This window comes from Neokomagataea thailandica NBRC 106555 (genome assembly GCF_001598495.1).
GTDB classification, from domain to species: Bacteria; Pseudomonadota; Alphaproteobacteria; order Acetobacterales; family Acetobacteraceae; genus Gluconobacter; species Gluconobacter thailandicus_A.
The window spans coordinates 83,884-105,467 of record NZ_BCZB01000004.1; the positions used below are offsets into that span (position 1 = coordinate 83,884).

General features: G+C 54.3%; 21 protein-coding genes. 11 read left to right on the plus strand and 10 right to left on the minus strand.

The annotated features are described in order from the left end of the window. Positions 1-16 precede the first annotated feature (16 nt). From NTH01S_RS02510 to NTH01S_RS02545, 8 genes are all read left to right on the plus strand, one after another. The gene (locus NTH01S_RS02510) at positions 17-1,501 is read left to right on the plus strand and encodes a methyl-accepting chemotaxis protein (RefSeq protein ID WP_084366890.1); all 1,485 of its coding nucleotides are present in this window, start codon (positions 17-19) and stop codon (positions 1,499-1,501) included. A gap of 109 nt (positions 1,502-1,610) precedes the next feature. Next, on the plus strand, positions 1,611-3,440 hold the full coding sequence (gene dnaG, locus NTH01S_RS02515; RefSeq protein WP_068168907.1) for a DNA primase: 1,830 nt from the start codon (positions 1,611-1,613) through the stop codon (positions 3,438-3,440). A gap of 108 nt (positions 3,441-3,548) precedes the next feature. Further along, the gene (gene rpoD, locus NTH01S_RS02520; protein ID WP_068168910.1) at positions 3,549-5,498 is read left to right on the plus strand and encodes an RNA polymerase sigma factor RpoD; all 1,950 of its coding nucleotides are present in this window, start codon (positions 3,549-3,551) and stop codon (positions 5,496-5,498) included. A 2-nt stretch (positions 5,499-5,500) separates the two neighbouring features. Further along, positions 5,501-6,085: a GNAT family N-acetyltransferase gene (locus NTH01S_RS02525; RefSeq protein ID WP_084366892.1), complete on the plus strand. Its 585-nt coding sequence runs from the start codon at positions 5,501-5,503 to the stop codon at positions 6,083-6,085. Positions 6,086-6,274: 189 nt separating this feature from the next. After that, positions 6,275-6,748, plus strand: a complete 474-nt coding sequence (gene rpsF, locus NTH01S_RS02530; RefSeq protein ID WP_068168914.1) for a 30S ribosomal protein S6 — start codon at positions 6,275-6,277, stop codon at positions 6,746-6,748. 5 nt (positions 6,749-6,753) lie between these two features. Beyond that, positions 6,754-7,035 (plus strand): 30S ribosomal protein S18, encoded by a 282-nt coding sequence (gene rpsR / locus NTH01S_RS02535; protein WP_068168917.1) that lies wholly within the window; start codon positions 6,754-6,756, stop codon positions 7,033-7,035. Positions 7,036-7,045: 10 nt separating this feature from the next. Then, positions 7,046-7,639 (plus strand): 50S ribosomal protein L9, encoded by a 594-nt coding sequence (gene rplI, locus NTH01S_RS02540; RefSeq protein ID WP_068168920.1) that lies wholly within the window; start codon positions 7,046-7,048, stop codon positions 7,637-7,639. A gap of 114 nt (positions 7,640-7,753) precedes the next feature. Further along, positions 7,754-8,299 carry a DinB family protein gene (locus NTH01S_RS02545; protein WP_068168923.1) on the plus strand — a complete coding sequence of 182 codons (546 nt, stop codon included), beginning with the start codon at positions 7,754-7,756 and terminating at the stop codon, positions 8,297-8,299. On the opposite strand, the gene NTH01S_RS02550 is transcribed toward NTH01S_RS02545, so the two are convergent. The 10 genes from NTH01S_RS02550 to NTH01S_RS02595 all read right to left on the minus strand — a co-directional run bounded on the left by NTH01S_RS02550 (position 8,296) and on the right by NTH01S_RS02595 (position 18,525). Further along, positions 8,296-8,637 carry a YnfA family protein gene (locus NTH01S_RS02550; protein WP_370664292.1) on the minus strand — a complete coding sequence of 114 codons (342 nt, stop codon included), beginning with the start codon at positions 8,635-8,637 and terminating at the stop codon, positions 8,296-8,298. The two genes, NTH01S_RS02545 and NTH01S_RS02550, sit on opposite strands and share 4 nt — an antisense overlap. Continuing rightward, the gene (locus NTH01S_RS02555) at positions 8,627-9,208 is read right to left on the minus strand and encodes a DNA-3-methyladenine glycosylase I (RefSeq protein WP_068168931.1); all 582 of its coding nucleotides are present in this window, start codon (positions 9,206-9,208) and stop codon (positions 8,627-8,629) included. The genes NTH01S_RS02550 and NTH01S_RS02555 overlap by 11 nt, the downstream gene beginning before the upstream one ends. Next, positions 9,205-10,026 carry a 16S rRNA (adenine(1518)-N(6)/adenine(1519)-N(6))-dimethyltransferase RsmA gene (gene rsmA / locus NTH01S_RS02560; protein ID WP_068168934.1) on the minus strand — a complete coding sequence of 274 codons (822 nt, stop codon included), beginning with the start codon at positions 10,024-10,026 and terminating at the stop codon, positions 9,205-9,207. Before rsmA ends, NTH01S_RS02555 begins: the two co-directional genes overlap by 4 nt. A 16-nt stretch (positions 10,027-10,042) precedes the next feature. Beyond that, entirely contained in the window at positions 10,043-11,428 is a 1,386-nt protein-coding gene (locus NTH01S_RS02565) for a peptidylprolyl isomerase (RefSeq protein WP_068168937.1), read from the minus strand. 2 nt (positions 11,429-11,430) lie between these two features. Beyond that, positions 11,431-13,737, minus strand: a complete 2,307-nt coding sequence (locus NTH01S_RS02570; RefSeq protein ID WP_068169120.1) for an LPS-assembly protein LptD — start codon at positions 13,735-13,737, stop codon at positions 11,431-11,433. A gap of 80 nt (positions 13,738-13,817) precedes the next feature. Further along, positions 13,818-15,005, minus strand: coding sequence for an LPS export ABC transporter permease LptG (gene lptG, locus NTH01S_RS02575; RefSeq protein WP_084366894.1), 1,188 nt, complete (start codon positions 15,003-15,005; stop codon positions 13,818-13,820). Next, a complete protein-coding gene (gene lptF, locus NTH01S_RS02580) occupies positions 15,002-16,147 on the minus strand; it encodes an LPS export ABC transporter permease LptF (RefSeq protein ID WP_068168941.1) in 1,146 nt (381 codons plus the stop codon). Before lptF ends, lptG begins: the two co-directional genes overlap by 4 nt. A gap of 53 nt (positions 16,148-16,200) precedes the next feature. Next, entirely contained in the window at positions 16,201-16,707 is a 507-nt protein-coding gene (locus NTH01S_RS11705; RefSeq protein ID WP_157070836.1) for a hypothetical protein, read from the minus strand. A 43-nt stretch (positions 16,708-16,750) separates the two neighbouring features. Then, positions 16,751-17,740, minus strand: coding sequence for an L-threonylcarbamoyladenylate synthase (locus tag NTH01S_RS02590; RefSeq protein WP_084366896.1), 990 nt, complete (start codon positions 17,738-17,740; stop codon positions 16,751-16,753). Beyond that, positions 17,737-18,525 (minus strand): 3'(2'),5'-bisphosphate nucleotidase CysQ family protein, encoded by a 789-nt coding sequence (locus NTH01S_RS02595; protein ID WP_068168952.1) that lies wholly within the window; start codon positions 18,523-18,525, stop codon positions 17,737-17,739. The genes NTH01S_RS02590 and NTH01S_RS02595 overlap by 4 nt, the downstream gene beginning before the upstream one ends. A gap of 160 nt (positions 18,526-18,685) precedes the next feature. On the opposite strand from NTH01S_RS02595, the gene NTH01S_RS02600 reads away from it, so the two are divergent. The 3 genes from NTH01S_RS02600 (at position 18,686) to NTH01S_RS02610 (ending at position 21,524) form a co-directional block, all read left to right on the plus strand. After that, positions 18,686-20,149, plus strand: coding sequence for a leucyl aminopeptidase (locus NTH01S_RS02600; protein ID WP_068168953.1), 1,464 nt, complete (start codon positions 18,686-18,688; stop codon positions 20,147-20,149). A gap of 2 nt (positions 20,150-20,151) precedes the next feature. After that, positions 20,152-20,607 carry a DNA polymerase III subunit chi gene (locus NTH01S_RS02605; RefSeq protein ID WP_068168959.1) on the plus strand — a complete coding sequence of 152 codons (456 nt, stop codon included), beginning with the start codon at positions 20,152-20,154 and terminating at the stop codon, positions 20,605-20,607. Between the two features lie 71 nt (positions 20,608-20,678). Then, on the plus strand, positions 20,679-21,524 hold the full coding sequence (locus tag NTH01S_RS02610) for an aldo/keto reductase (protein ID WP_068168964.1): 846 nt from the start codon (positions 20,679-20,681) through the stop codon (positions 21,522-21,524). Positions 21,525-21,584: the final 60 nt, after the last annotated feature.

Below are 21,584 nucleotides of genomic sequence, written 5' to 3' on the forward strand. Positions count from 1 at the left end.
TCGGGGGCTTTTGACGATGTTAACGTGGTTTAAAAACGATGCGCCAATTCGGCGTAAAATGTGGATTTTTATAAGTTTATTGCTGGTGATCTCGTCTGTGCATTTTGTTGGCGTGGAGATTTTGCAGGCTGTTTTTTTTCAGGGGCGTTCTGCTGAATTATGGGTTCAGTGCGTAGGGCTGCTTGTGCAATGGGCGCTGGGCCTCTTGGTCGGTTATTATACAATCTGTGTCGTGTCAGCGCCGCTCGAAAAAGTGACGCGCCTATTTTCGGATGGGGGGGTTAGTTCTGCGGACTTTGAACTGGCAGAATTGGCGAGGCAGAAGGATTGTGCCGGGCGTTTAGCATCATCGTTACAGTTTGCTCTAAAAATACAAGAAGAGAAGTCGGCTTTGGAGGAGCAGGCTGCGCAGGAATCTGAGGTGGCGCGTAATACAGAGCAGAAACTCATGATCGAGAGTGAACGTCTGCGGAGTTTGCAAGACAGTATTATCGATGAAATTTGCGTGGGTATTTCATTGGTTGCAAAAGGCGATTTAACCTTTCTCTTTGAAAAGCCTTTTGAGGGTCGTTTTGAAGGGTTCCGCGTGAGTTTTAACCAGATGGTGAAGGCTCTTTCAAAAACGACGCAGAATATCTCATCTGCGAGCGCTATGATTGCCAGTGGTACGGCCCAAATTTCGGTGGCATCAGATGATTTGGCTGTACGAACAGCAAAGCAGGCCCAGAGTTTGGCCGATGCAGCCGCCACTATTAATGACATTACAACAACAGTGCAGCAAACAGCGACGGCCTCAGTGGAGGCGCGGAAGGTGGCCTTGGACGCGAATGTTCACGTGTCCGAGGTGTCTCAAACAATGCGGACAGCGAATCAGGCGATGGGGGAATTGAGGACATCGTCTCGGCAGATTGAGTCTATTATTGGTTTGATTGAAGAGATGGCATTTCAAACAAATTTATTGGCGTTGAATGCCGGGATTGAGGCGGCCCGTGCCGGTGAAGCGGGACGAGGGTTTAATGTTGTTGCTGTAGAAATTCGGGCGCTCGCACAGCGTTCAACGCAGTCCGCACGGGAAATACAAGAAATCATCGGTGCGTCTGTGCGCCAGATGGAAGAGGGGGTGGATTTGGTGGGGCGTGCTGATGGAGCAATGCATGTTATTAATCAGCATGTGGACGGCATTTCGAGTGTTTTAGGCGATATTGCAAAGGCCACAGCGAGTGAGGCGGAAAGTCTGGGGGATATCAATGTTGTGATTCGGGATATGGACCAAATGACGCAGCATAATGCGGCGATGGTCGAGGAAGTCACAACAGCATGCCGTAATTTGAAGCAAGAGGCAGCAGATTTAAACCATGAAGCCGGGCGTTTTAAATTTAATCATCATGACGAGCCTCGCATAGAGACGCGTAAGGGGGAAGAGGATGACGCCTATCATCGTCTCACGCGTGATTTAACAACGTCTGATGATGGGTGGGAAGATTTTGCGCGTGTGAGTTAGCGCTCTGTGAATGGCCGAGGGGTATTGCAAAATACGCCGCCCGTATAACATCTAAGGGCGCGCTTGAGGGGCGTTATGGGAATGTCTTGAGGAGTGGTGGTTTGTAATTATGGCGTTTGATACAGCCTTCCTTGATGAAATTCGGAACAGGACACCGCTCGCCTCTCTGATTGGACGGCGTCATAAGCTGGTTCGTTCAGGTCGGAATTGGAAAATTTGTTGCCCCTTTCACGGTGAGAAAACACCATCCTTCTATGTGTATGATGATCACTTCCATTGCTTTGGATGTGGTGCGCATGGGGATGCCATCACGTTTGTGATGCAAAGTGAGGGGCGTAGCTTTCCTGAGGCTGTAGAGCAATTAGCCGGTGAAGCTGGGCTGGAGGTGCCGAAGCAGGACATCCAACAGCAGCAGCGCGCTCAAGAGGCCAAATCTCTCACGGAAGTGCTGGATTTGGTCCAAGCGTCTTATCGCCGGCGTTTGTATCAAGCGGAGGGGCGGCGGGGCTTGGAGTATCTTCGAAAGCGCGGGCTGTCGGATGATACGATTGAGCGTTTTGGGCTTGGATGGTCTGGCGATGGACGCAACTTGGTGGATGAATTGCGCCCGTATAACGTGACGGCTGATATGTTGGTGCGGTCTGGTGTGTTGCGGAGTGATGAGCAGGGGCGGCCGCAGGGAGAGCTGTTTTTTAATCGTGTGACCTTCCCGATACGCGATCGGCGTGGGCGTTTAGTTTCCTTTGGTGGCCGTACGCTGGGAGATGGGCAGCCCAAATACCTCAATGGCCCGGAAACGGCGCTCTTTTCAAAGCGGCGTATGCTGTACAACGTCGATTATGCGCGTGAAGCCGTGCACCGTGGTGAAGAATTGATCGTTGTTGAAGGGTATATGGATGTCATCGCCCTAGATCAGGCAGGTTTCCATGGTGGGGTGGCGCCGCTTGGGACCGCGTTGGGTGATGAGCAATTTATGCTCTTATGGCGCATGGCAGCCTCTCCGATTTTGTGCTTGGACGGTGACGCAGCAGGGGCTCGTGCGGCGTTGCGTTCCTGCGAAGTGGCTTTGCCCTTATTGACGCCAGAGAGGCGGGTGCGCTTTTGCCGTTTGGAGGCAAAAGATGATCCCGATAGTTTGATTCGTCGCGCTGGAGCGGCGGCGATGCAGCATGCTTTGGATGGCGCAACGTCTTTAGCGGAAGAGTTGTTTAATTTGTTGGTTGGGGGGATGAGCTCTCCCGGGCCAGATGAACGTGCCGCACTGCGTGAACGTTTGGTTGCTCTCTCTCAGCTTATTCCAGATCGTAGCTTGGCCAGCGAGTATCGTAGCACATTATTGGATATGTTCTTTGCGCAGTTCCGGCGGCGTGGAGGCAAGGCGTCTGCGCCGGGGCAAAGAGCGCTAGTTTCATCTGCGGGACAGCATGTGGTGCCTGGTGGGGATCAGCGTTTGCGTTTGTTGACGGCGCTTGTGCTGCGATACCCGAACATTTTGCCGGACATTGAGCAGGCTTATAGCGGGCTTGAACTACCTTCAGATTTGGAGGAAATGCGGGCGGCGTTGTTTGACTGGATCTCACAAGATGATGGTGCGTTAACGCATGAGCGCTGTTTGCAAGGGCTGAAGCGGCATGGTTTAGAGCGCGCAGCGCGAGAGCTTTTGGCGCAAAATGGTGTGCGTGCGCGACAGAATCAAAGACCCGGTACTGAGGGGGAAGACCTCGTGCATGAAGAAATTATTGAGCGTTGGTGGCATTTTTATGGGTTTTTGAACTTTGAGGCCTTTGAAAAAGCTGTCACGCATGACATTGAAGCTGCGATTCGTTCAGCATATGCTGAAAACAGTGAAACCGGTGGGACTTTCCCTACGAAGTTACTGGCACGAATGCGAATTTTGGATGCATTGCGCCGTGGAGAGGTCCCTGAGGCTCATGATTGAGATGTGATTTAGTTTTTCTTTTGTAAGTTAATCTTGACTTTAGGCGCGTGATCGACCACCTGCACGCTGCCGAATTGCTTGCAGGCGGTGGGTTTGACGGAGAGACGCATGGCGACGAAAACAGCCTCGAATACGGAACGGAACGCGCAGGAGCAGGAAGGCGATGCTACGCTTCTGGATACGCAGTCCGCAGCCGTTAAGCGGCTGATCGCCAAAGGGCGTGAACGCGGGCATATTACTTTTGACGAACTGAATGCGGTTCTGCCGCAGGACCAGATGTCTTCAGAGCAGATTGAAGACGTTATGGCTGCGCTGTCAGAGTTGGGTATTCAAGTTCTGGATGCAGAAGAGCAGGAAGAGACGGAAACGGCTCGTACTGAAGCTGCGGAAACCGAAGAAGAGACATCTGACGAGCCGCAAGGCGGTAATGTCGATGCGGAAGCAGCGAGCCGTACCGATGATCCGGTGCGGATGTATTTGCGTGAGATGGGCACGGTTGAGCTACTCTCCCGCGAAGGCGAAATTGCGATTGCTAAGCGCATTGAAGCTGGCCGTGATGAAATGATTGGCGGGCTGTGCGAAAGCCCGTTGACCATTCGTGCGATCATTTCATGGCATGATTGCCTGAAAAATGGCGAGATGCTTCTGCGCGATATCGTCGATCTTGAAGCCAGTCAGGCTGGTGGTCCCGGCCCTGAAGTGGAAGAGGGTGAAGAAGGCGAGGAAGCTGCAGAGGACGAAGCGCCAGAGAATGAGGGTGAAGAAGGCGAGCAGCAGGAAGGCAGTGGCCTGTCTTTGTCCGCGCTTGAAGAGAAGCTTCGCCCGGAAATTCTTGAGCGTTTTGAGCTGATCGGGCCGCTTTATGAGAAGCTACGCACCATTCAGGTGCGCCGCCTAGAAGCTTTGGAAGCTGGAGCGGAGCAGTCCGTTGATGCTGAGCAAAGCTATGAAGTACTGCGGAGTGAGTTGGTCAGCATTGTTGAGCAGGTTCATCTGCACAATAATCGTATTGAAGAACTGGTCGCGCAGATTAAGCTGCACGTTCAGCGTTTGAACAGCATCGAAGGGCGGATGTTGCGCCTTGCGGAAAGCTGCAAAATTTCACGTGATGACTTCTTGTTGAAGTACCGTAACCGTGAAATGGACCCAACATGGATTGAATTCATCAGCAAGTTGCCCGGTAAGGGCTGGAAAACGCTGACGACGAAGCATGTTGCGTCGCTTGAGCACCTGCGGAACGAACTGGCGACTTTGCTGCATGAGACGGGTTTGCCGGTTGGTGAGTTCCGTCGTGTTTATGCCACGATTTCACGTGGTGAGCGTGATTCTACGCGTGCTAAGAAGGAAATGATTGAGGCCAATCTGCGTCTCGTTATTTCGATTGCGAAGAAGTACACGAACCGTGGTTTGCAATTCTTGGATCTGATTCAAGAAGGTAATATCGGCTTGATGAAAGCCGTTGATAAGTTTGAGTATCGCCGCGGTTATAAATTCTCCACCTATGCGACGTGGTGGATCCGTCAGGCCATTACACGCTCTATTGCCGATCAGGCGAAGACGATCCGTATTCCGGTGCATATGATCGAAACGATCAACAAGCTGGTTCGTACGTCACGCCAGATGTTGCATGAGATCGGGCGTGAGCCTGCTCCGGAAGAACTGGCTGAAAAGCTGGGTATGCCGCTTGAAAAGGTCCGTAAGGTTCTCAAGATTGCGAAAGAGCCAATCTCTCTCGAAACGCCGATTGGTGACGAGGAAGATAGCCATCTTGGTGATTTCATTGAGGATAAAACGGCTATTATTCCGTTGGATGCCGCGATTCAGACCAACCTACGTGAAGCGACAACGCGTGTTTTGGCATCGTTGACGCCGCGTGAAGAGCGTGTGCTGCGTATGCGCTTTGGTATCGGTATGAATACGGACCATACGTTGGAAGAAGTTGGTCAGCAGTTTAACGTGACCCGTGAGCGTATTCGTCAGATTGAGGCAAAGGCACTTCGTAAGTTGAAGCACCCAAGCCGTAGCCGCAAGCTGCGCTCCTTCCTTGACGATAATTGATCATGACGTATTGGCTGCGTGCATGCGGACCATCGGTTCGCTTGGATGTGGATGTTACGTTTCTTGAGTTGATACGAGGTGACACGGATGTGTCGCCTCTCCCAGAGGGGCTGGCCTTAACGAGGCTGGCCCCTTCTGCTTTGGAGTTGTATCGGCGGCTCTATGCTGCAGTGGGCGGCGATTACTGCTGGTGGATGCGCCGTAAAATGCCTGATGATGCGTTGTCTAGGCTTTTGCGGGAGAGCGAGCGTTCAGTCATGGTGCTGCACGATCAGCAGGGGGCACCTTTGGGGTTTTATGAGTTGGACCTCAGTCATCCTCATAGGGGGGAGTTGGCGTATTTTGGCTTGTTACCTTGTGCGATAGGGCGGGGTCTCGGCCGTTTTTTGTTGGAGCGTGCAATAGCGCATGCTTTTTCTGCGGGCATTTCTCGGTTGGGGGTTAATACGTGTACGCTTGATCATCCGCGTGCATTGCCGAACTATCAGCGGGCAGGCTTTTGTGTGACCCGCGTTGTCCGTGAGCAGTGGGATGTGCCGGTTGAGTTTCTCCCGGTTCGTCTCAATGAAAGGCAATGCGCTCTTTGAGGAGCAAAAGCGATTCGTTCTTGCTTTTCAGGATGGAATATGGTTTGTGCCGTTCTTCCCTGCTGGGCGATGTGGCGTCGCGCCGGCTATACCTGTGCTCCAATCATTAAGGTTTTTTACCTGCATGACAGGGCACTGTTCTGGCATGGGTCGGAACAGTTGGGTTGAACTTATCCGAAGGGAGAGCACATGCCATTGTATGAAAGCGTGCTTATTGCACGTAACGATGTGTCTCAGGCTCAGGTCGAGGCCATTGTAGAAACGATCGAAACTCTGCTGACTGAAAACGGCGGATCGATCAAGAAGCGTGAATTCTGGGGCCTGCGTTCGCTGGCTTATCGCATCAAGAAGAACCGTAAGGGCCATTACGTCCTGCTCGGTATCGAGTGTGCGGCCGATGTTCTGCGTGAAGTTGAGCGTCAGCTTGGTCTGAACGAAGACGTTCTGCGCGTTCTGACGCTGCGTATCGACGAAATCGACGAAACGCCGTCTCCGGTTCTGGCTCGTAAGGGTGATGACCGCGGTGATCGTGGCGAGCGTGGTTCTTTCCGTGGTGGCTCCAAGCCATCTGGTCGCTTTGAAAGCGGTCGTGGTGGACGTCGTGGTAGCGAAGATCGCGAAGAATATCGCGCACGCGCCGAGGCTGAGGCAGGAGCTGAGTAAGAAGAATGTCTGACATTAACACCACTGAAGTGAACCCAGCCGCTCGTCGTACAGCTGTTGGCGCACGTCGTCCGTTCTACCGTCGTCGTAAGTCTTGCCCGTTCTCCGGCCCAAATGCGCCGAAGATCGATTACAAAGACGTACGTCTGCTGAGCCGCTTCCTGTCGGAACGTGGTAAGATTGTACCGAGCCGTATCACGGCCGTTTCTGCTAAGAAGCAGCGTGAGCTGGCTCAAGCGATTAAGCGTGCGCGCTTCCTCGCTCTGCTTCCTTATGTCGTGAACTGAGGAGAGCATCATGTCCCAGACCGCATTGATCCTGCTGCAGCGGGTTGAGCATCTCGGCCAGATGGGCGATCTCGTCCACGTCAAGCCGGGCTACGCACGTAACTTCCTTCTGCCGCAAGGCAAAGCACTCCGTGCAACCGCTGCTAACCAGAAGCGCTTTGAAACTGAACGCGTTCAGCTCGAAGCTCTGAACCTGAAGAAGCGTGAAGAAGCTGAGCGCCTTGCAGAACGTATGCACGACCTCTCGGTCGTTGTCATTCGTCAAGCAAGCGACAGCGGCAGCTTGTACGGCTCCGTGAGCACCCGCGACATCGCGGTTGCAGCAACGGACGCTGGCCTGACGATTGCTCGTCAGCAGGTTGTTCTGGAACACCCGATCAAGGCTCTTGGCCTGACGATCGCTAAGGTTGTTCTGCACCCAGAAGTGTCTATCTCGCTGACGGTTAACGTCGCGCGTTCAGAAGAAGAAGCTGAACGTCAGGCACGTGGTGAAGAAGTAGGCGTGCAGGAAGAGGATGAAAACATCCTTGGTGATCTGCAGGCTGAAAATGCAGCTGAAGAAGCTGCTGCTGAAGCCGCTGTAGAAGACGCTGCTGCAGAATAAGGTATTTGCCTTCGGGTATGCTTTATTGTGTAGAATGAAAAGCCCGGTGGCAGGTTGTCCTGCCCCGGGTTTTTTGTGTTTATGGCTCTATAAAAATGGTGGGGAAGAGTTTTTATGGTGCGGGATATGCAAGATACGGTGTCTTTAGCATCACATATTCGCGTTAACACGCTGACGAAACTGCTGGAATATAAGAAATGGGCAGATGATTTGGCGTGTCATACTGTGAAGTCTATTCCGCAGGACGAGGCTTTTAGAGTTCGTAAGACAACGTTTGATAATATCGTGCGGACGATGAATCACAGTTGTGTTGTTGAGGATATTTTTAAGCATCATCTTTTGGGGGTTCGGCACACTTACCAAACGCGAAATACAGAGCATACGCCAAGCGTTGATGAGCTTGTATTCTTTGTGGAGCGTATGAATGATTGGTATCTTGCGCATGTCGGGTCATGGAGAGATGACGATCTTGATGTACTCGTGCATTTTGAGTTTCTCAATGGTCGTCCGGCTGCGATGACGCGGGAAGATATTGTGCTGCATATTGTTAATCATGCCACGTATCATCGCGGTTTTGTTGGGGATATGCTGAAGCAGATCCCGCATGACTGGCCCTCAAATGACTTTACTGTTTTTGTGTGTCCGGAACGTGGTGCTTAGTTGCGGTGTGGCGCGAAAAAGATAATGCCTGCGCCGATGAGGCAAAAGGCTGTGCCGCTCAGATCCCATAAATCGGGTTGTGTGCCTTCAACGCGCCAAAGCCAGATGATAGAGGCTGCGATGTAGATGCCTGCATAGGCGGCATAGGCGCGTCCAGCTTCAGCGGTATCAATCAGTGTTAAGAGAGCGGCAAAAGTGATGAGTGAAGCGCAGCCAGGGAGAAGCCACAAAGCTGACTTGGAGAGGCGCAGCCACATCCAGAAGGTAAAGCAACCAAAAATTTCGCATAATGCGGCGGCGGCATAGGTGAGGACGAAGAGCATAGCGTTATATGTCATGCTGTGAGGTTAATGCGTTATCGCGCCAAGCGTAGCATTGCGGCTCGTGGTCATTCAATCGGCCGATGGCTTGTAGCCATGAGTATACAATCGTTGGGCCGACAAATTTAAATCCACGCTTTTTCAGGGCGCTTGCGATTTCTTGGGAGAGCGGAGATTGCGTTAGAGGGGCTTCTGAGGGGTTGGTGATCGGGTACTGGGGAATATAGTGCCTGAGGAGAGTGTTTAAACTTTCTCCCTGCGTCCGCATGTCTAAATATGCGCGTGCGTTGGAGATGACACTGGTGATTTTGGTGCGGGAGCGGATGATTGTTTTATCTTGCATGAGGCGTTCGACATCATGCGGCGTGAAATGGATAAGTTTTTCAGGAATAAAATCTGCGAAGGCCGTTCGGAGTGCTGCACGTCGTTCGAGAATAATGCGCCATGAGAGGCCTGCCTGAAAGCCTTCTAATATGAGACTTTCCCAGAGTGCTCGGTCTTCAGTGATGGGGTTTCCCCACTCTTCATCATGGTAGTGTTGAAGAAGTGGGGTAGCCTCAGCCCATGTACAGCGTGGGCGGTAGATCACGACCGGTCGGCGTGATGCAGTGCGGCAAGGCGTGCGAATTCGTCCACAGAGAGGGTTTCTGCGCGGCGTGTTGGTTCGATTTCTGCACGCGCAAGAAGGGCTTCACCGCCGATGGATTTTAAGGAAGAACGCAGCATTTTGCGGCGTTGCCCAAAGGCAGCAGCAGTGACGCGTTCCATCGCTTTGAAGAGAGCAGGAGCGGGCTGTTCAGCATGTGGAATAATGACAGCAACGGCAGAGTGCACTTTTGGAGGCGGAGAAAAAGCGCCTGGTGGAATTTTGAGTGCGACGCTGCATTGAGCGCACCACTGCGCGAGAACAGCGAGGCGCCCATAAGCGGATGTTCCGGGCGCTGCGCAAATGCGTTCTGCGACCTCAAGTTGGAACATGAGTGCCATACGCTCCCACGAAGCCGCTTGGCGAAGCCAGCCGACTAAGAGAGGGGTCGCGACGTTATAGGGGAGATTGGCCACGATTTGGCGTGGAGCAGGGCCGAGGGTGGCGGCATCAAGCGTGAGGGCATCTTGCCGTACGATGTGGAGGCGGCCATCCGCATAGCCGGCGAGTTCTTCCAGCAATGGCCATGCGCGCTCGTCGATTTCAACAGCGTCGATACGGTCTGCGGGCGTGTTGATGAGGGCGCGGGTGAGGCCACCGGGGCCGGGGCCGATTTCGACAACGCTGCGGCCTGTGAGGTCACCACCGAGGGCGGCAATCCGGGCGCAGAGGCCCGGATCAAGAAGGAAGTGCTGTCCAAGGGCTTTTTTGGCATCAAGCCCGTGTTGTTGGATGCTGTCCTTAAGGGAAGGAAGGGTCACGATATATAGGGGCCTGTTAGTTCAGGATTGAGCGTGCTGCAGGGCGCATATCAATCACGGCACGGCGTTGCAGGTCACGTTGCAACTGACGTGATGCTTGTTCTACGCGCTCGTTCATGAGCTGATCAGCAATTTCGCTGGGGGATTGTTGAGCCAGATTTTTCTGTTGGCGTTGGCAGACCATCAGCAGAGCAATGCCGTCTACAGAGATGAGAGGGTGGCTTGCTTTGTTCAGTGGGAGAGGCTCAACAATTGAGCGCATCTGCGGCATCAGGCGCTCAAGAATTTGCGTGCCGGGGTTGCTAGGACGCTTTTCCCCGAGAGATTTGTTGAGGGCTTCCATTGCGTCACAGCTATGCAAGCTTTGTGCAGCTTTGGTCGCGCGTTCGAGCATGCCGCGTTGTTGTGGGGTTGGAGCCTGAGGGTTCAAAGGTGCATCAAACGGGAAGAAGGCTTGGCGCATGGAAACGAGGGTTCCCATTTGCTTGCCAACAGTACGTTTGGCCTGAACGGTCGCAATGACGAAGCCCCCCGCAACTTGGATGGGGTTTGAGACGGCACCAATAGGCATTTGGCGTACGATATTCACGACCTGCGGATCAAGACTGTCTTCTTGTACCCAGCCTTTTGAGCCACCATCCAGAGCGGACTGATCTTGTGAGAATTGTGCCGCTACGATGGGGAATGGTGCCCCTTCACGCAGTTGAGAAATGATTGTGCGTGTAAAGGCGAGTTCGCTTTCGTCGTGGCGTGGGTCTGGCACGGGAACGAAAATTTCGCTCATCATGTATTGCGGGCGGCCTTGTTCCGCTTGGAGGGCTTGTTCACGCTGTGCAATTTGCACGGCGGTGATGCGCCCACCTTCACCAAGCTGCTCACGCAGGACTTGCATCCAGCCGATTTGTACGCGGATCTGGTCAATCAGCGTGGTGAGGGAAACGCTGTCTTTGGCAAGACGATCACGCAGGGCATTTTTGGGCATGCCGTTACGCGATTCGATACCAGAAATAGTTTCCGCAATCTGTTCTGGTTCAACATTGATGTGGCGTTTGAGGATCTCTTGCGTTTTCAAACGTTCGTCAATGAGTTGATGTACGATTGGGCCGCGCATGCGCTTGAGCACGTCTGGGCTGATAGGAAGGCCGGTCGACAGCACGAACAGGCGTTCACGGTTATCGACATCACGCTGGGTCAGGACTTGTCCGTTGATGACGGCAAGGATTTGATCATCCGGCGGTGTGGATGTGGAGGCGTCAGGTGCAGCTGTGGCCTTTGTTGGAGCCACATGGGGCTTATGAGCCGCCAGCGCAGTTGAGGCCATGGCCAAGGACACGCTCAGAGAGAGAGCTGCGCAAACAGCTGTCGTTACGCGCGGGAAGAGGGTGCGTGAAGTCATGAACATGCTCAACCGTTAATTCCGAAGGTGCCGATCGTCTTGAACGTAAAATTGAAGAGGATGGTCGTATTGCGCTGAATGCCGCCGATACGGGTATATTGTTTGATGTACATTACATCTAGCCCAAAGCAGTCATTGCTGTACCCGATGGTACCGCCATTGGCGACGAATTGCTTGCGCGAGAGGGAGCGGCGGAAGAAGCCTGACGCGTGATAATTGCGCCAACGTGTTGAAAAACCACCAGTAATTTCATTTGTCTTCTGGAGGTAAGGCGCGTTTGGAGACTGTGTGACGTAATCTGTCGCGTAATAATAATATGGTGTTACAGGCGCGTACACATACCCCGCCGTGAGGCGTAGGATGGGTGCACCAGCGCTGATAAGGCCTTCGCCGTAGTCAAATTGGTGCGTCCAAGGGTTGTAGCGTCCGCGCGCTGTCATATCGAACGCGTTATTGGGGGTAATTCGAATCCGGGCAACGGGATCCGATAGGTGGTGGTCTAACCCAGAATAAGGGATGCGGTTATGGTCGATATGCTCTTGGATGCTTTCACCTGCGAGCATATCCACTTCGTGACCACGCCAATTCCAGCTTTGGTGGATACCGAAATTCGCACGCAACCCGCCGTCCAAGCGGTCCGTTCCCATGTAACGGTTCAGAGAAAACAGGGTCGTGTCACTGAATTCGTAGGCAAGGCTGTCTTCGTTGGGGCGGTTGCGTGTGGAGGAGTTGCCGCTATTCGGGGCAGCAATGACTTGTGCCATGGGCTCAAAGATTTGCGCGCCATTGCCCTGTGCGAAGCTGCGTAAGAAGGGCCAGTTCATACGTAATGCAATGGTGGGCAGCGCTTGGCCCGTGACGGCATGGTCCGTTCGGGCGGCGTAGATCGGCTGCATATAGAGGTTTGTGGCGCGGTACACGTTGGAGTCAACCCGTGCCGTGAACAGCCATTGTTGCCCCAAACGGTTTTGGAAGGGGCGGTCCCATTGCAGTGCGAGTTGTGCACGTTGGTCTGACGTGCCGACGGAGCGAAAGACGTTGAAGTCTGTTGTTTTGACGCTGAGGCGGCCACCAAGGGCATCAGGGCGTCCTTGGAAGGCATAGGTAAAGCGGGGCAAAACCCATGGGAGTTGGGAGTTTTGAATAACGCCTTGGTTCAAGCCTTGATAGGCTTGGGCATCAATCCGCGTATAGGCTCCGACGCCATAGCCTTCAGCATAGACGTTCGAGTTTAGAGTTTCTTGCCCGTAACCCGAGACGCGGTAATCGCGCATATAGTTGGCGGAAGAGGCGAGGTTGATATTTGCACCCGCTTGCCAGTGTTGATTAATGGCAAAATTGGCGCGGCCGAAGAAATACCCCTGTAGCCCATACTCGCTCGAGGACCCGACACTATTGCCAAAAACATTGACGTATTGGTTAGCGCGATGTGTGTCGAACGCAGTGCCCGCAGTGATGTTGATGGTGCCGAAATTGAGGCGGTTCCGGTATTGGCCTGTGATCTCTGGACCGGTGCGCGATGATGCGAGCAGACGGATTGTGGCGTCTTGGTGCTGATCAATGGCCCAGAAATAGGGGATAGTGAAATAGGTGCCCAAGAAGCGATCATGCGGGCTGATGCCGGGCATGAGGAAGCCGCTTTGGCGTTTGACGGATGGGTCCGACATGGAAAAGAGCGGGAAGTAAAAGACCGGAATCCCGAGCATCTGGAGCCAAGCATGGTCAAATTCAATGCGTTTATGCTGCGTGTCTTGCGTCGCATTATAGGCTTTGAATTGCCAGAATGGCAGGGCGTTTGGGTCTTTGCTACAGACTTCGCATGCTGTGTATACGGCTTTAGACAGGTCGTTGATGACGCCATGTGTACGCCGTAGACCGTTCCCAGCGAGCTTGGCATTATCTTCCATGCGGAGATATAGCGCGGTGCCAATACCGTCATGCATGCCGTGGCTGAACTCTAGCGTGTCCGCATAGGTTGTGCTGCCATCGGGTTCCATGATGGCGACATGGCCTTTGGCAGTCAGGGTGCCGGTGTTTCGGTCATAGCGGATCATATCAGCGCGGAGAGCATGATCGCCCTGCCATACGCGGACATTGCCGCTCCATGTCGCGACGCCGTTTTTGTCGTACTCTTCGTGGTCTGTCAGATAGGTCAGGGGATCACCTTCTGAGGAAGGCCGGCCTACTATGACGACATGGCTGCTGTCGCGGTGCATGGAACTGGCATCCGCTTGGAAGGGAGAGGCAAGTGCAGTCCCGGTTAACGCTGCTGCGGCAAGGGATGCACGGTACCGGCGAGGAGACCGTTGCTTCATGCTAGACTGCTTTTTGCTTGTGCAGGTGTGAGTGTTGCGCACGAAATCCTGCTTCTTGTCTTGCCCACGGGGCGACGCCATTAACCATCCTCCATGTACAGCAAGAGTGCAAGGGCGAGGCAAAGACCTGCGCCCGTGGGTGCCCATGCTGCGAGTACCGGCGGCAATGCACCGGATTCACCAAATTTTTCTGCGACTTTTGAAATCGTAAACAAAGCAAAGCCGGCTGCAACCCCTGAGCCCAACATTCGCGCGACACCGCCGCGACGTGTGGGGCGCATGGAAAACCCTGCTGATACCAATGCCATGGTTCCAGCTAGAATAGGAAGAGCTAGTAGTGACTGTAAATGCAGTCTGTGGCGTATCGACGGAAAACCTGAGCGCTCCATGAGGTGAATGAAGCTAGGGAGAGCGAACACAGAGAGCGTATCAGGGGAGGCAAAGCTTTCTTGAATACGTGAGATTGTGAGGTCTGAGGGGAGTGAAAATGTGCCGACGGGGGTGGGAAGATGGTCCGGGCGTAAAGAAATAGCATTTTGAAAGCGCCATTCATTATTGAGGAGGACCGCTTCTGGTGATTCGACCCGCACAATCAGTGCATCATGTGTATCAAGGCGGAAGAGTGTTACGTCATGGAGGACGAGTTTTTCGTGGGATAGTTCAACATTTTGACTATGTAAAATAGCGACGCCATGTTCGGTCAATGTGTCGTCTGCTTGGCGTAACCAAAGAGAGCCGCTTTTGAGGCTGAGAGAGCTGCCACCGGTTCGGAGGTATTTTTGATCGAGCTGCTCGGCTTTACGATAAAAGGTTGAAGAGAGGTATGAGACGCCCGTGGTGGTCAAGATCCCCATGAGAAGAGCGCAAGCGAGGGGGCTTGCGAGGAATTGCCACGCTGAAATGCCTGCTGCACGCGCTACAATAAGTTCCGAAGAGCGTGTTAGGCGGAAGAAACAGATAATGCCGCCAAGCAGAATGCCAAATGGCAAGACGTAGATAAGGTAAAACGGAATATGCAGCGCGGCAATTTCCAAGGCGAGTGTGCTTGGAGAGGCCGGGTGGGCAGCGACGCGGCGCAGGAGGTCAATAAAATCAAACAGGGAGACAAGCCCCGTTAGGGCGAAAATAGTGCCTACTGTGCTGAAGGTGAAAACGCGCGCGATATAGATGGCGAGCGTTGATGAAAAGCCGGATTGCCCGTGTGTCTCTGTTATCAGGTTACGGGCAGCTTCTAATAAATGGCGGGTCGTACGGGGTAGAGATGTCATGAAGGCCGGTTCCCGGAACGACGGAATGAAAAGCCGAGGTTATCGCCAGAGCGGGCGAGTAATATGAAGCCAATAATGCCGGGCAATAAGCTTTGTAGCCATATGAGTGGCGTAAGGCCCGGGGTCCGGTTGGCAAGATTTTGCACAATTAAGGACAGTGCGAGAAGGCCAACAACGGTAAAAATAGCGGTTAGGGGGCGCGTGATATTGCCATGGCGTGAGAAAGCGCCGCGCAAGACGGCGACTAAGGCGATCATAGCATAAGAGAAAACGCTAAACGGTGTTGTAAGGCGGTGCGTTGCTTCAGCCAAAAATTTTGTGTGCTCGGGCTGTCCGTGAGAGTGGAGCAGTTGGAAGAGGGAGCGTTCTTCTGCGGTTCGGTCTAGGTGCGTGCTCTTTTTGGCGGCGGCAAGTTCAATGGTGTTGCGCCCAAAGGTCAGCACGTTGAGGCGGCCTGTTTTAGAGTCAATTTGTTGACGTGAGCCATTGTAGAGCACAACGCGGGGTAAATCATTGACCATGATGACTGCGCCACTTTCGGCAAGAATCGTGGCATGTGTCTTGGGGTCACGGTCATCTTCGATGAGGACGCCTTGTAGTTGGCCACCCGCATCACGGGAACGCACATAGACCGTAAGATTATTGCCTACGGATGTAAAAACCCCCTCTTCGATCAATAAGGCAGCAACACGGTTGGTGATGGCCATTTGTTTCTTGCGGAAAGCGTAGTCAGAGGCAGGGACAAGCCACAGCGTGAGAGCAAAGCTGATGAGGACGACTGCGCTTGCACAGAAAATACCGGGGCGGGCGAGCTCTAACGGGGAGCGGCCTGCGGCTTTCATGACCGTGAGTTCGCGGTCCTGCGCCATGCGTTGATAGGCGAATAAAATGACCAAGAAGGTTGAAATAGGCAGAATAACGGTGAGCAGATTGGGTAATAAGAGGCCCGTAAGCTCGATAAATACTGTGAGAGAGAGGCCATGCTGCACAATGACGGGAATGAAGTGCAGTGACTGGATAAGCCAGATCAGTGCAACGGCACCGCCTGAGAGTGCGCAAAGCGCGACAATGAGTTGCCGCACAATATAGCGGTCAAGAAGCGGGGGGCTGTAGCGCAGGGATGTACCCTTGGAAGTGGCCATGCTTTCGTCTAGCGGTCAGGGGCGTTTGGGGGAAGCCTAAAACGCGTTCTGTTTTAGCGGAAATAAAGCGGGCGAGGCTGTATGGGGGCTTCGGTGAAGGTATGCACGATTTCCGCGCCGGCGATTCCAAGTAAAACACCGCTCAATAATGTCACGATGAAGAGGGTCTTTGACCACGAAAACGATGTGGATTTGTTGGATAAAGCGTGGCGGAGATGGGCGTGTTCTTGCTTGGTACTGTGCAACGCGGTGCGGAGGGCTTGAATGTGCTGTTCGGCACGGCGCGCGTTTTCGTCCGCTTTTTGGAGGCGCTGTGTGAGGTGCGTTATGCGGCGCCGAGTGTGGGTTTGATCGGTGCTGCTGTGAATGAGGTGGTTAAAAAGATTTTTCAGTGCGCCGCCTGTTGTTTGGTTACGGGCGGCGCGTAGTTTTAATGCGTGTAGGGCGTTCGCAGAAGTGCCGGGCTGTTCGTCTAGGACTAATGCAAGAATGTCAGAGAGCGTTTTGATCTCGCGCGGGTCAAGCTGTGGGGAGCCCGAATCGGGGCGATGTGAGGACATGGCTCTGACGAGCTCCCGTAATGAGGTCGCGTGGGGGGGGGAATTACGAACGCGGCTCTGATGCGCGGCGCAGGCGGTCACGAATGGCGAGGCCAAGTCCGTGCCGGGGGATGGTTTGTGCGGCAATGCGGGTCAAGCCACGGCGGGCGCCTTCGGAATCGAGGAAGCGTAAACCCGCGAAAAGCCGGGCTGCGGCTTCTTCTAGATTGCCTTGCTCACTCAGATTCCACGTTAAGGCGGCGTCTGGCGTCTCGGGGCCGAAGGCGAGCAGGGCTTCACGCGGTTCTACGCTGGTAGCGTCAAGCCTGACGGGAAGTTCCGGCGCGTAATGTGAGGCGAGGCGACCGGGAGAGCTTGGTAGAAGGTCAGCGAAGTCATCCGGGTGGGCAACCTTGCCGCAGATGGCGGTGAGTTCTTCAAGGGTAATGCCGCCGGGACGAAGTAGGGTGGGTGTCTCGCGCGTGAGATCCAAGACGGTGCTTTCAACACCGACGGAGCATGGACCTGAATCTAAGACAGCATCAATGCGCCCCCCAAGCGAACGCAGCACGTGGAATGCGTCTGATGGGCTGACGGTGCCGGACAGGTTGGCGGAGGGAGCCGCTACGGGGGCATTGACAGCGCGGAGCAAGGCGCGGGCCGTTTGTCCGCGTGGAACGCGCAGGGCGATGCTGTCAAGGCCCGCCGCCGTCAGGTCGGAAATGCTGGAGGAGCGGGCACGGGGCAGCACGAGGGTCAGTGGGCCTGGCCAGAAGGCATCAGCGAGTTTGTGCGCGAGTTCTTGGATCGGCCCTTGGAGGTCCGCTTGAGCCAAGGCGCTGTCGGCATCGGCGAAATGGCTGATCAGCGGGTTAAACTTTGGGCGGCCTTTGGCAGCAAAGATACGGGCAACGGCTTGGTCCGAAGATGCAAGAGCGCCCAGACCGTAAACGGTTTCCGTCCCGAAAGCGACGAGGCGCCCTTCACGGATCAGGGAGGCGGCGTGTTCGATACCAGCAGGTGTGGCGTAGAGATGTTCTGTATGCAGTGTCATGCGGTGCGGCCCAAGCAGTAAAAAGCGGGGTTGCATCGGCCGGGCTTACCATAACGTAGGGGCGTATTATTAGCCTCTAGGAGTTGGCCGCCAGCGGCTTCAAGGATGGCTTGTGGTGCGGCAGTATCCCATTCCATGGTGGGGCCGAAGCGCGGATAAAAATCCGCTTCGCCTTCAGCAACACGCATGAATTTAACGGATGATGCCATTTTGGTGAGAGAAAGAACGCTTCGGCCATTGAGCCAGCGTTCTAAAAGAGCGGGGTCCCCATGATGGCTGGATGCGAGGACGCGCAGTCCATCCGGGGAGGCAATGGCGGCTTGAATAGGGGTTGTCTTACCGTGTTCAGTACGGAATGCGCCGAGATTTTTGCCGCCAGTATAGAGTGTCCCATAACCGGGCAGCGCTACGGCGCCGAGTGCTGGGCTGTCTCCGCGGATAAGGCCAATATTGACGGTGAAGTCTTTGCCACCACTGGCGAAGCCGCGCGTACCGTCCAGCGGGTCAATGAGCCAATAGCTTTGTGTGGCCTCGGGTTGTGTGCCTGCCGCGAACTCTTCTTCACTGATGGCTGCAATGTCAGGGCATGCTGCGCGTAAATGAGCGAGAATGTGGCGCTCTGCGGCGGTATCCGCTTCGGTAACAACGGATTGGTCCGCTTTAAGCTCAGTATGAAATCCGCGCGCACGAATAGTATTGATAATGTCTCCGGCTTCCTGAGCCAAGCGTGCAGCGAGGTTCAGCAAAGAACGGTCGTCGTCAGGGGTAATCCGAGGTGTTGTCATGGTGTTACGCTAGCGCATGAGCGGCACTCCGTCATGGGGGAAACGGGGAGGCGGACGCAGAAAGGTGATCTTTCTTTGTGACTTGCCTCTTGTGCGCGGAGGGGCGCTCTCCGATAACGGGCAAGATTATTGAAGACAAACGTTTTGGAGATTGGTCATTATGCTCGACGTATCTTTTGTTCCCTCATTGGCTCTTGATGACGCGACGCCTCGTGCGGTTGCGTTCTTGTGTGCATCAGCATCCCCAGAAGATTTGAAGAGCTTGGATGCGCTGTGTGGCGGTGCTGTCCTGCGTGCTGTTGCGCAAAAAGAGTTCTGCGGGGATGTGGGGCAAGTGTTGTCGTTAGTGGCACCGTCTCCGGCGTTTACGCAGTTGGTGCTGGTTGGTGCAGCTGAGAAGGGCGCGTCTAAGGTTGCTCCAACGGGGATGGAACAAGCGGGTGCAGCGGCGGCTCGTGCGCTGGAAGGCGTTGAAGATGCCGTGTTGATGCTGGCGCCGGGGCTTGAGAAGTTTGCTCCAGAAGCAGCACTTGGTGCGGTGTTGGGGGCATATAGCTTCACGGCATATCGTACGAAGAATGTGCCAAAGAAGGTTTTAACGCGCGTTGACGTTGTGGCTGATGATGCGGCAGCAGCACGCTGGGCTGACCTGAGTGCCGTAGGCAGCGGTGTGTCTTTGGCGCGTGATTTGGTGAATGAACCAGCGAATGTGCTGAACCCAGTGACGTTTGCTGACCGTATTGTTGAGCTGGAAGAGCACGGTCTGAAGGTTGAAGTGCTGGACGAACAAGCCATGGCCGAGTTGGGTTTTGGCGCTCTGTTGGGCGTGGCGCAGGGCAGTGCAACGCCGCCGCGTTTGGTCATCATGCGTCATGACGGCGGTGGTGATGAAGCACCGCTGGCGTTCGTGGGTAAGGGCGTCACCTTCGATAGCGGTGGGATTTCAATCAAGCCAGCGGCTGGCATGGATGAAATGAAGGCTGATATGGGCGGCGCTGCTGCGGTGGTTGGCCTGCTTTCAACGCTGGCGCAGCGTAAGGCGAAGGTGAATGCCATCGGTGTTGTTGGGCTTGTGGAGAATATGGTTTCTGGCACGGCGCAGCGCCCGGGTGATGTAGTGATGAGCCATAGCGGTCAGACCATTGAAGTGTTGAACACGGATGCGGAAGGCCGCTTGGTACTGGCGGATGCGCTGTCGTACACGAAGGAGCGTTTTGATCCGCGTGTCATCGTAAACCTTGCTACGCTGACCGGGGCAATTGTTGTGAGCCTTGGGACAGAACATGCTGGTCTGTTCAGCAATAATGATGGTTTGGCGTCTGCCCTTTCAGGGGCAGGAACAAGCGTGGATGAAAAGCTGTGGCGTATGCCGATGGGCGCTGCTTACGATAAGCAGATTGATACCGATATTGCGGATATGAAGAATATTGGTGGCCGCCCGGGGAGTGCTATTTTGGCAGCATGCTTCTTGCAACGTTTCGTGGGTAAGACGGCGTGGGCGCATTTAGACATTGCGGGTACGGCGTATAAGAGCAAAGCTGAAGCCGTCACGCCGAAGGGGGCAACCGGCTTTGGCGTGCGTTTGTTGGACCGCTATGTGCGGGACATTGAAGCACAAGGCTAACGATGTCTTCAGCTGTTGAGATTGGGTTTTATCACCTCACGCGTACGACGCTGGATCAGGTCTTACCGACATTGCTCGGTAAGACCTTAGATGCGGGGGAACGTGCTGTTGTGTGTTGTTCGAGCGTAGAACAGGTCTCGGCGCTGGATGCTGCTTTATGGGCGGTAAAAGAGCCTGTATGGCTGCCGCATGGCACGGAGAAAATGGGCCATGCGGCATGGCAGCCTATCTGGTTAACGGCAGGAATTGACGTGCCGAATGGGGCAAAATTTTTGTTCCGTATTGATGGCGCTGGGCCGGAGCTCTTAGAGCCTTTCACACGTGTTTTTGATGTGTTTGATGGGCATGATGAGGCGCAGGTGCAGCGTGCTCGCCAGCGTTGGAAAAACCTCAAAAACGCGGGTCATCGTCTTGTGTATTGGAAGCAGGGCGAACGAGGGTGGGCTAAGGCGGGCTAAGATGCGGCTTTTGTCCTGTGAGGAACGGGCGTAGCATTTGGCATACTCTGGTATGCGTAGAGGAATGCCCAATGAAGACCGTAACATTTCGCAATGGCGTCACGGTTCCTGCTCTTGGAATGGGGACGTGGAATGTCGGCGATACGCGCGCACAACGACATAATGAAATTGAGAGTTTGCGAGCGGGTCTTGAAGCCGGTTTGCGGGTCATTGATACGGCGGAAATGTATGGTTCTGGCCGGTCGGAAGCGCTGGTTGGGGAAGCTGTTGCAGATTGCCGCGATGATGTCTTTTTGGTCAGTAAAGTTTTGCCGTCGAATGCGTCTTATGAAGGGACGCTGAAGGCGTGCCAGCGTTCGTTGCGTTATCTTGGGGTGGAGCGTTTAGACCTCTATTTACTGCATTGGGTCGGAGGGGAGCCTCTGGACGAAACGATTCGTGCTTTTGAAGCGTTAAAGCAAGATGGTTTGATCGGCGCGTGGGGCGTGTCCAACTTTGATGTTGATGACATGGAAGAGGTCCATGCCTTGTCTGAGCACTGTGTGGCCAATCAGATTTTATATAGTTTGGAGCATCGGGGGGTAGAGTTCGATCTATTGCCGTATGACCGGCAAGAAGGTGTGGTGACCATGGCCTATTCTCCGTTGGGGCAAGGTGGGGCTTTGTTGCGGCATCCTGCCTTGGCTCAGGTGGCGGCACGGCATGAAACCTCTCTTGGACCAGCAACGGCGGCGCAAATTGCTTTGGCCTTTGTTTTGAACAGAGACAATGTCTTAGCTATTCCAAAGGCGGGTCAGGTTGAACATGTGCGGCTGAACTTGGCTGCGCAGGAGATTGTTTTGCAAGTAGAGGACCTTGCTGTGTTGGAACGTGCTTTCCCTGCGCCGCGCCGCAAGCTATCTCTCGCAATGATTTGACAAGCTTGGCATGAGGCCAGCTGTAACAGACTGGGTACGGGTGGCGTTCTGACGGCTTTC

What these genes read in the sequence shown, in the direction of transcription:
- dnaG (WP_068168907.1), top strand. Translation starts at nt 1,611, where the DNA reads ATGGCGTTTGATACAGCCTTCCTTGATGAAATTCGGAACAGGACACCG.
- NTH01S_RS02550 (WP_370664292.1), bottom strand. Translation starts at nt 8,637, where the DNA reads ATGACATATAACGCTATGCTCTTCGTCCTCACCTATGCCGCCGCCGCA.
- lptF (WP_068168941.1), bottom strand. Translation starts at nt 16,147, where the DNA reads ATGGCCACTTCCAAGGGTACATCCCTGCGCTACAGCCCCCCGCTTCTT.
- rpsF (WP_068168914.1), top strand. Translation starts at nt 6,275, where the DNA reads ATGCCATTGTATGAAAGCGTGCTTATTGCACGTAACGATGTGTCTCAG.
- NTH01S_RS02565 (WP_068168937.1), bottom strand. Translation starts at nt 11,428, where the DNA reads ATGTTCATGACTTCACGCACCCTCTTCCCGCGCGTAACGACAGCTGTT.
- rpsR (WP_068168917.1), top strand. Translation starts at nt 6,754, where the DNA reads ATGTCTGACATTAACACCACTGAAGTGAACCCAGCCGCTCGTCGTACA.
- rplI (WP_068168920.1), top strand. Translation starts at nt 7,046, where the DNA reads ATGTCCCAGACCGCATTGATCCTGCTGCAGCGGGTTGAGCATCTCGGC.
- NTH01S_RS02595 (WP_068168952.1), bottom strand. Translation starts at nt 18,525, where the DNA reads ATGACAACACCTCGGATTACCCCTGACGACGACCGTTCTTTGCTGAAC.
- rpoD (WP_068168910.1), top strand. Translation starts at nt 3,549, where the DNA reads ATGGCGACGAAAACAGCCTCGAATACGGAACGGAACGCGCAGGAGCAG.
- NTH01S_RS02590 (WP_084366896.1), bottom strand. Translation starts at nt 17,740, where the DNA reads ATGACACTGCATACAGAACATCTCTACGCCACACCTGCTGGTATCGAA.
- lptG (WP_084366894.1), bottom strand. Translation starts at nt 15,005, where the DNA reads ATGACATCTCTACCCCGTACGACCCGCCATTTATTAGAAGCTGCCCGT.
- NTH01S_RS02600 (WP_068168953.1), top strand. Translation starts at nt 18,686, where the DNA reads ATGCTCGACGTATCTTTTGTTCCCTCATTGGCTCTTGATGACGCGACG.
- NTH01S_RS02510 (WP_084366890.1), top strand. Translation starts at nt 17, where the DNA reads ATGTTAACGTGGTTTAAAAACGATGCGCCAATTCGGCGTAAAATGTGG.
- NTH01S_RS02525 (WP_084366892.1), top strand. Translation starts at nt 5,501, where the DNA reads ATGACGTATTGGCTGCGTGCATGCGGACCATCGGTTCGCTTGGATGTG.
- NTH01S_RS02605 (WP_068168959.1), top strand. Translation starts at nt 20,152, where the DNA reads ATGTCTTCAGCTGTTGAGATTGGGTTTTATCACCTCACGCGTACGACG.
- NTH01S_RS02610 (WP_068168964.1), top strand. Translation starts at nt 20,679, where the DNA reads ATGAAGACCGTAACATTTCGCAATGGCGTCACGGTTCCTGCTCTTGGA.
- NTH01S_RS02570 (WP_068169120.1), bottom strand. Translation starts at nt 13,737, where the DNA reads ATGAAGCAACGGTCTCCTCGCCGGTACCGTGCATCCCTTGCCGCAGCA.
- NTH01S_RS11705 (WP_157070836.1), bottom strand. Translation starts at nt 16,707, where the DNA reads ATGTCCTCACATCGCCCCGATTCGGGCTCCCCACAGCTTGACCCGCGC.
- NTH01S_RS02545 (WP_068168923.1), top strand. Translation starts at nt 7,754, where the DNA reads ATGGTGCGGGATATGCAAGATACGGTGTCTTTAGCATCACATATTCGC.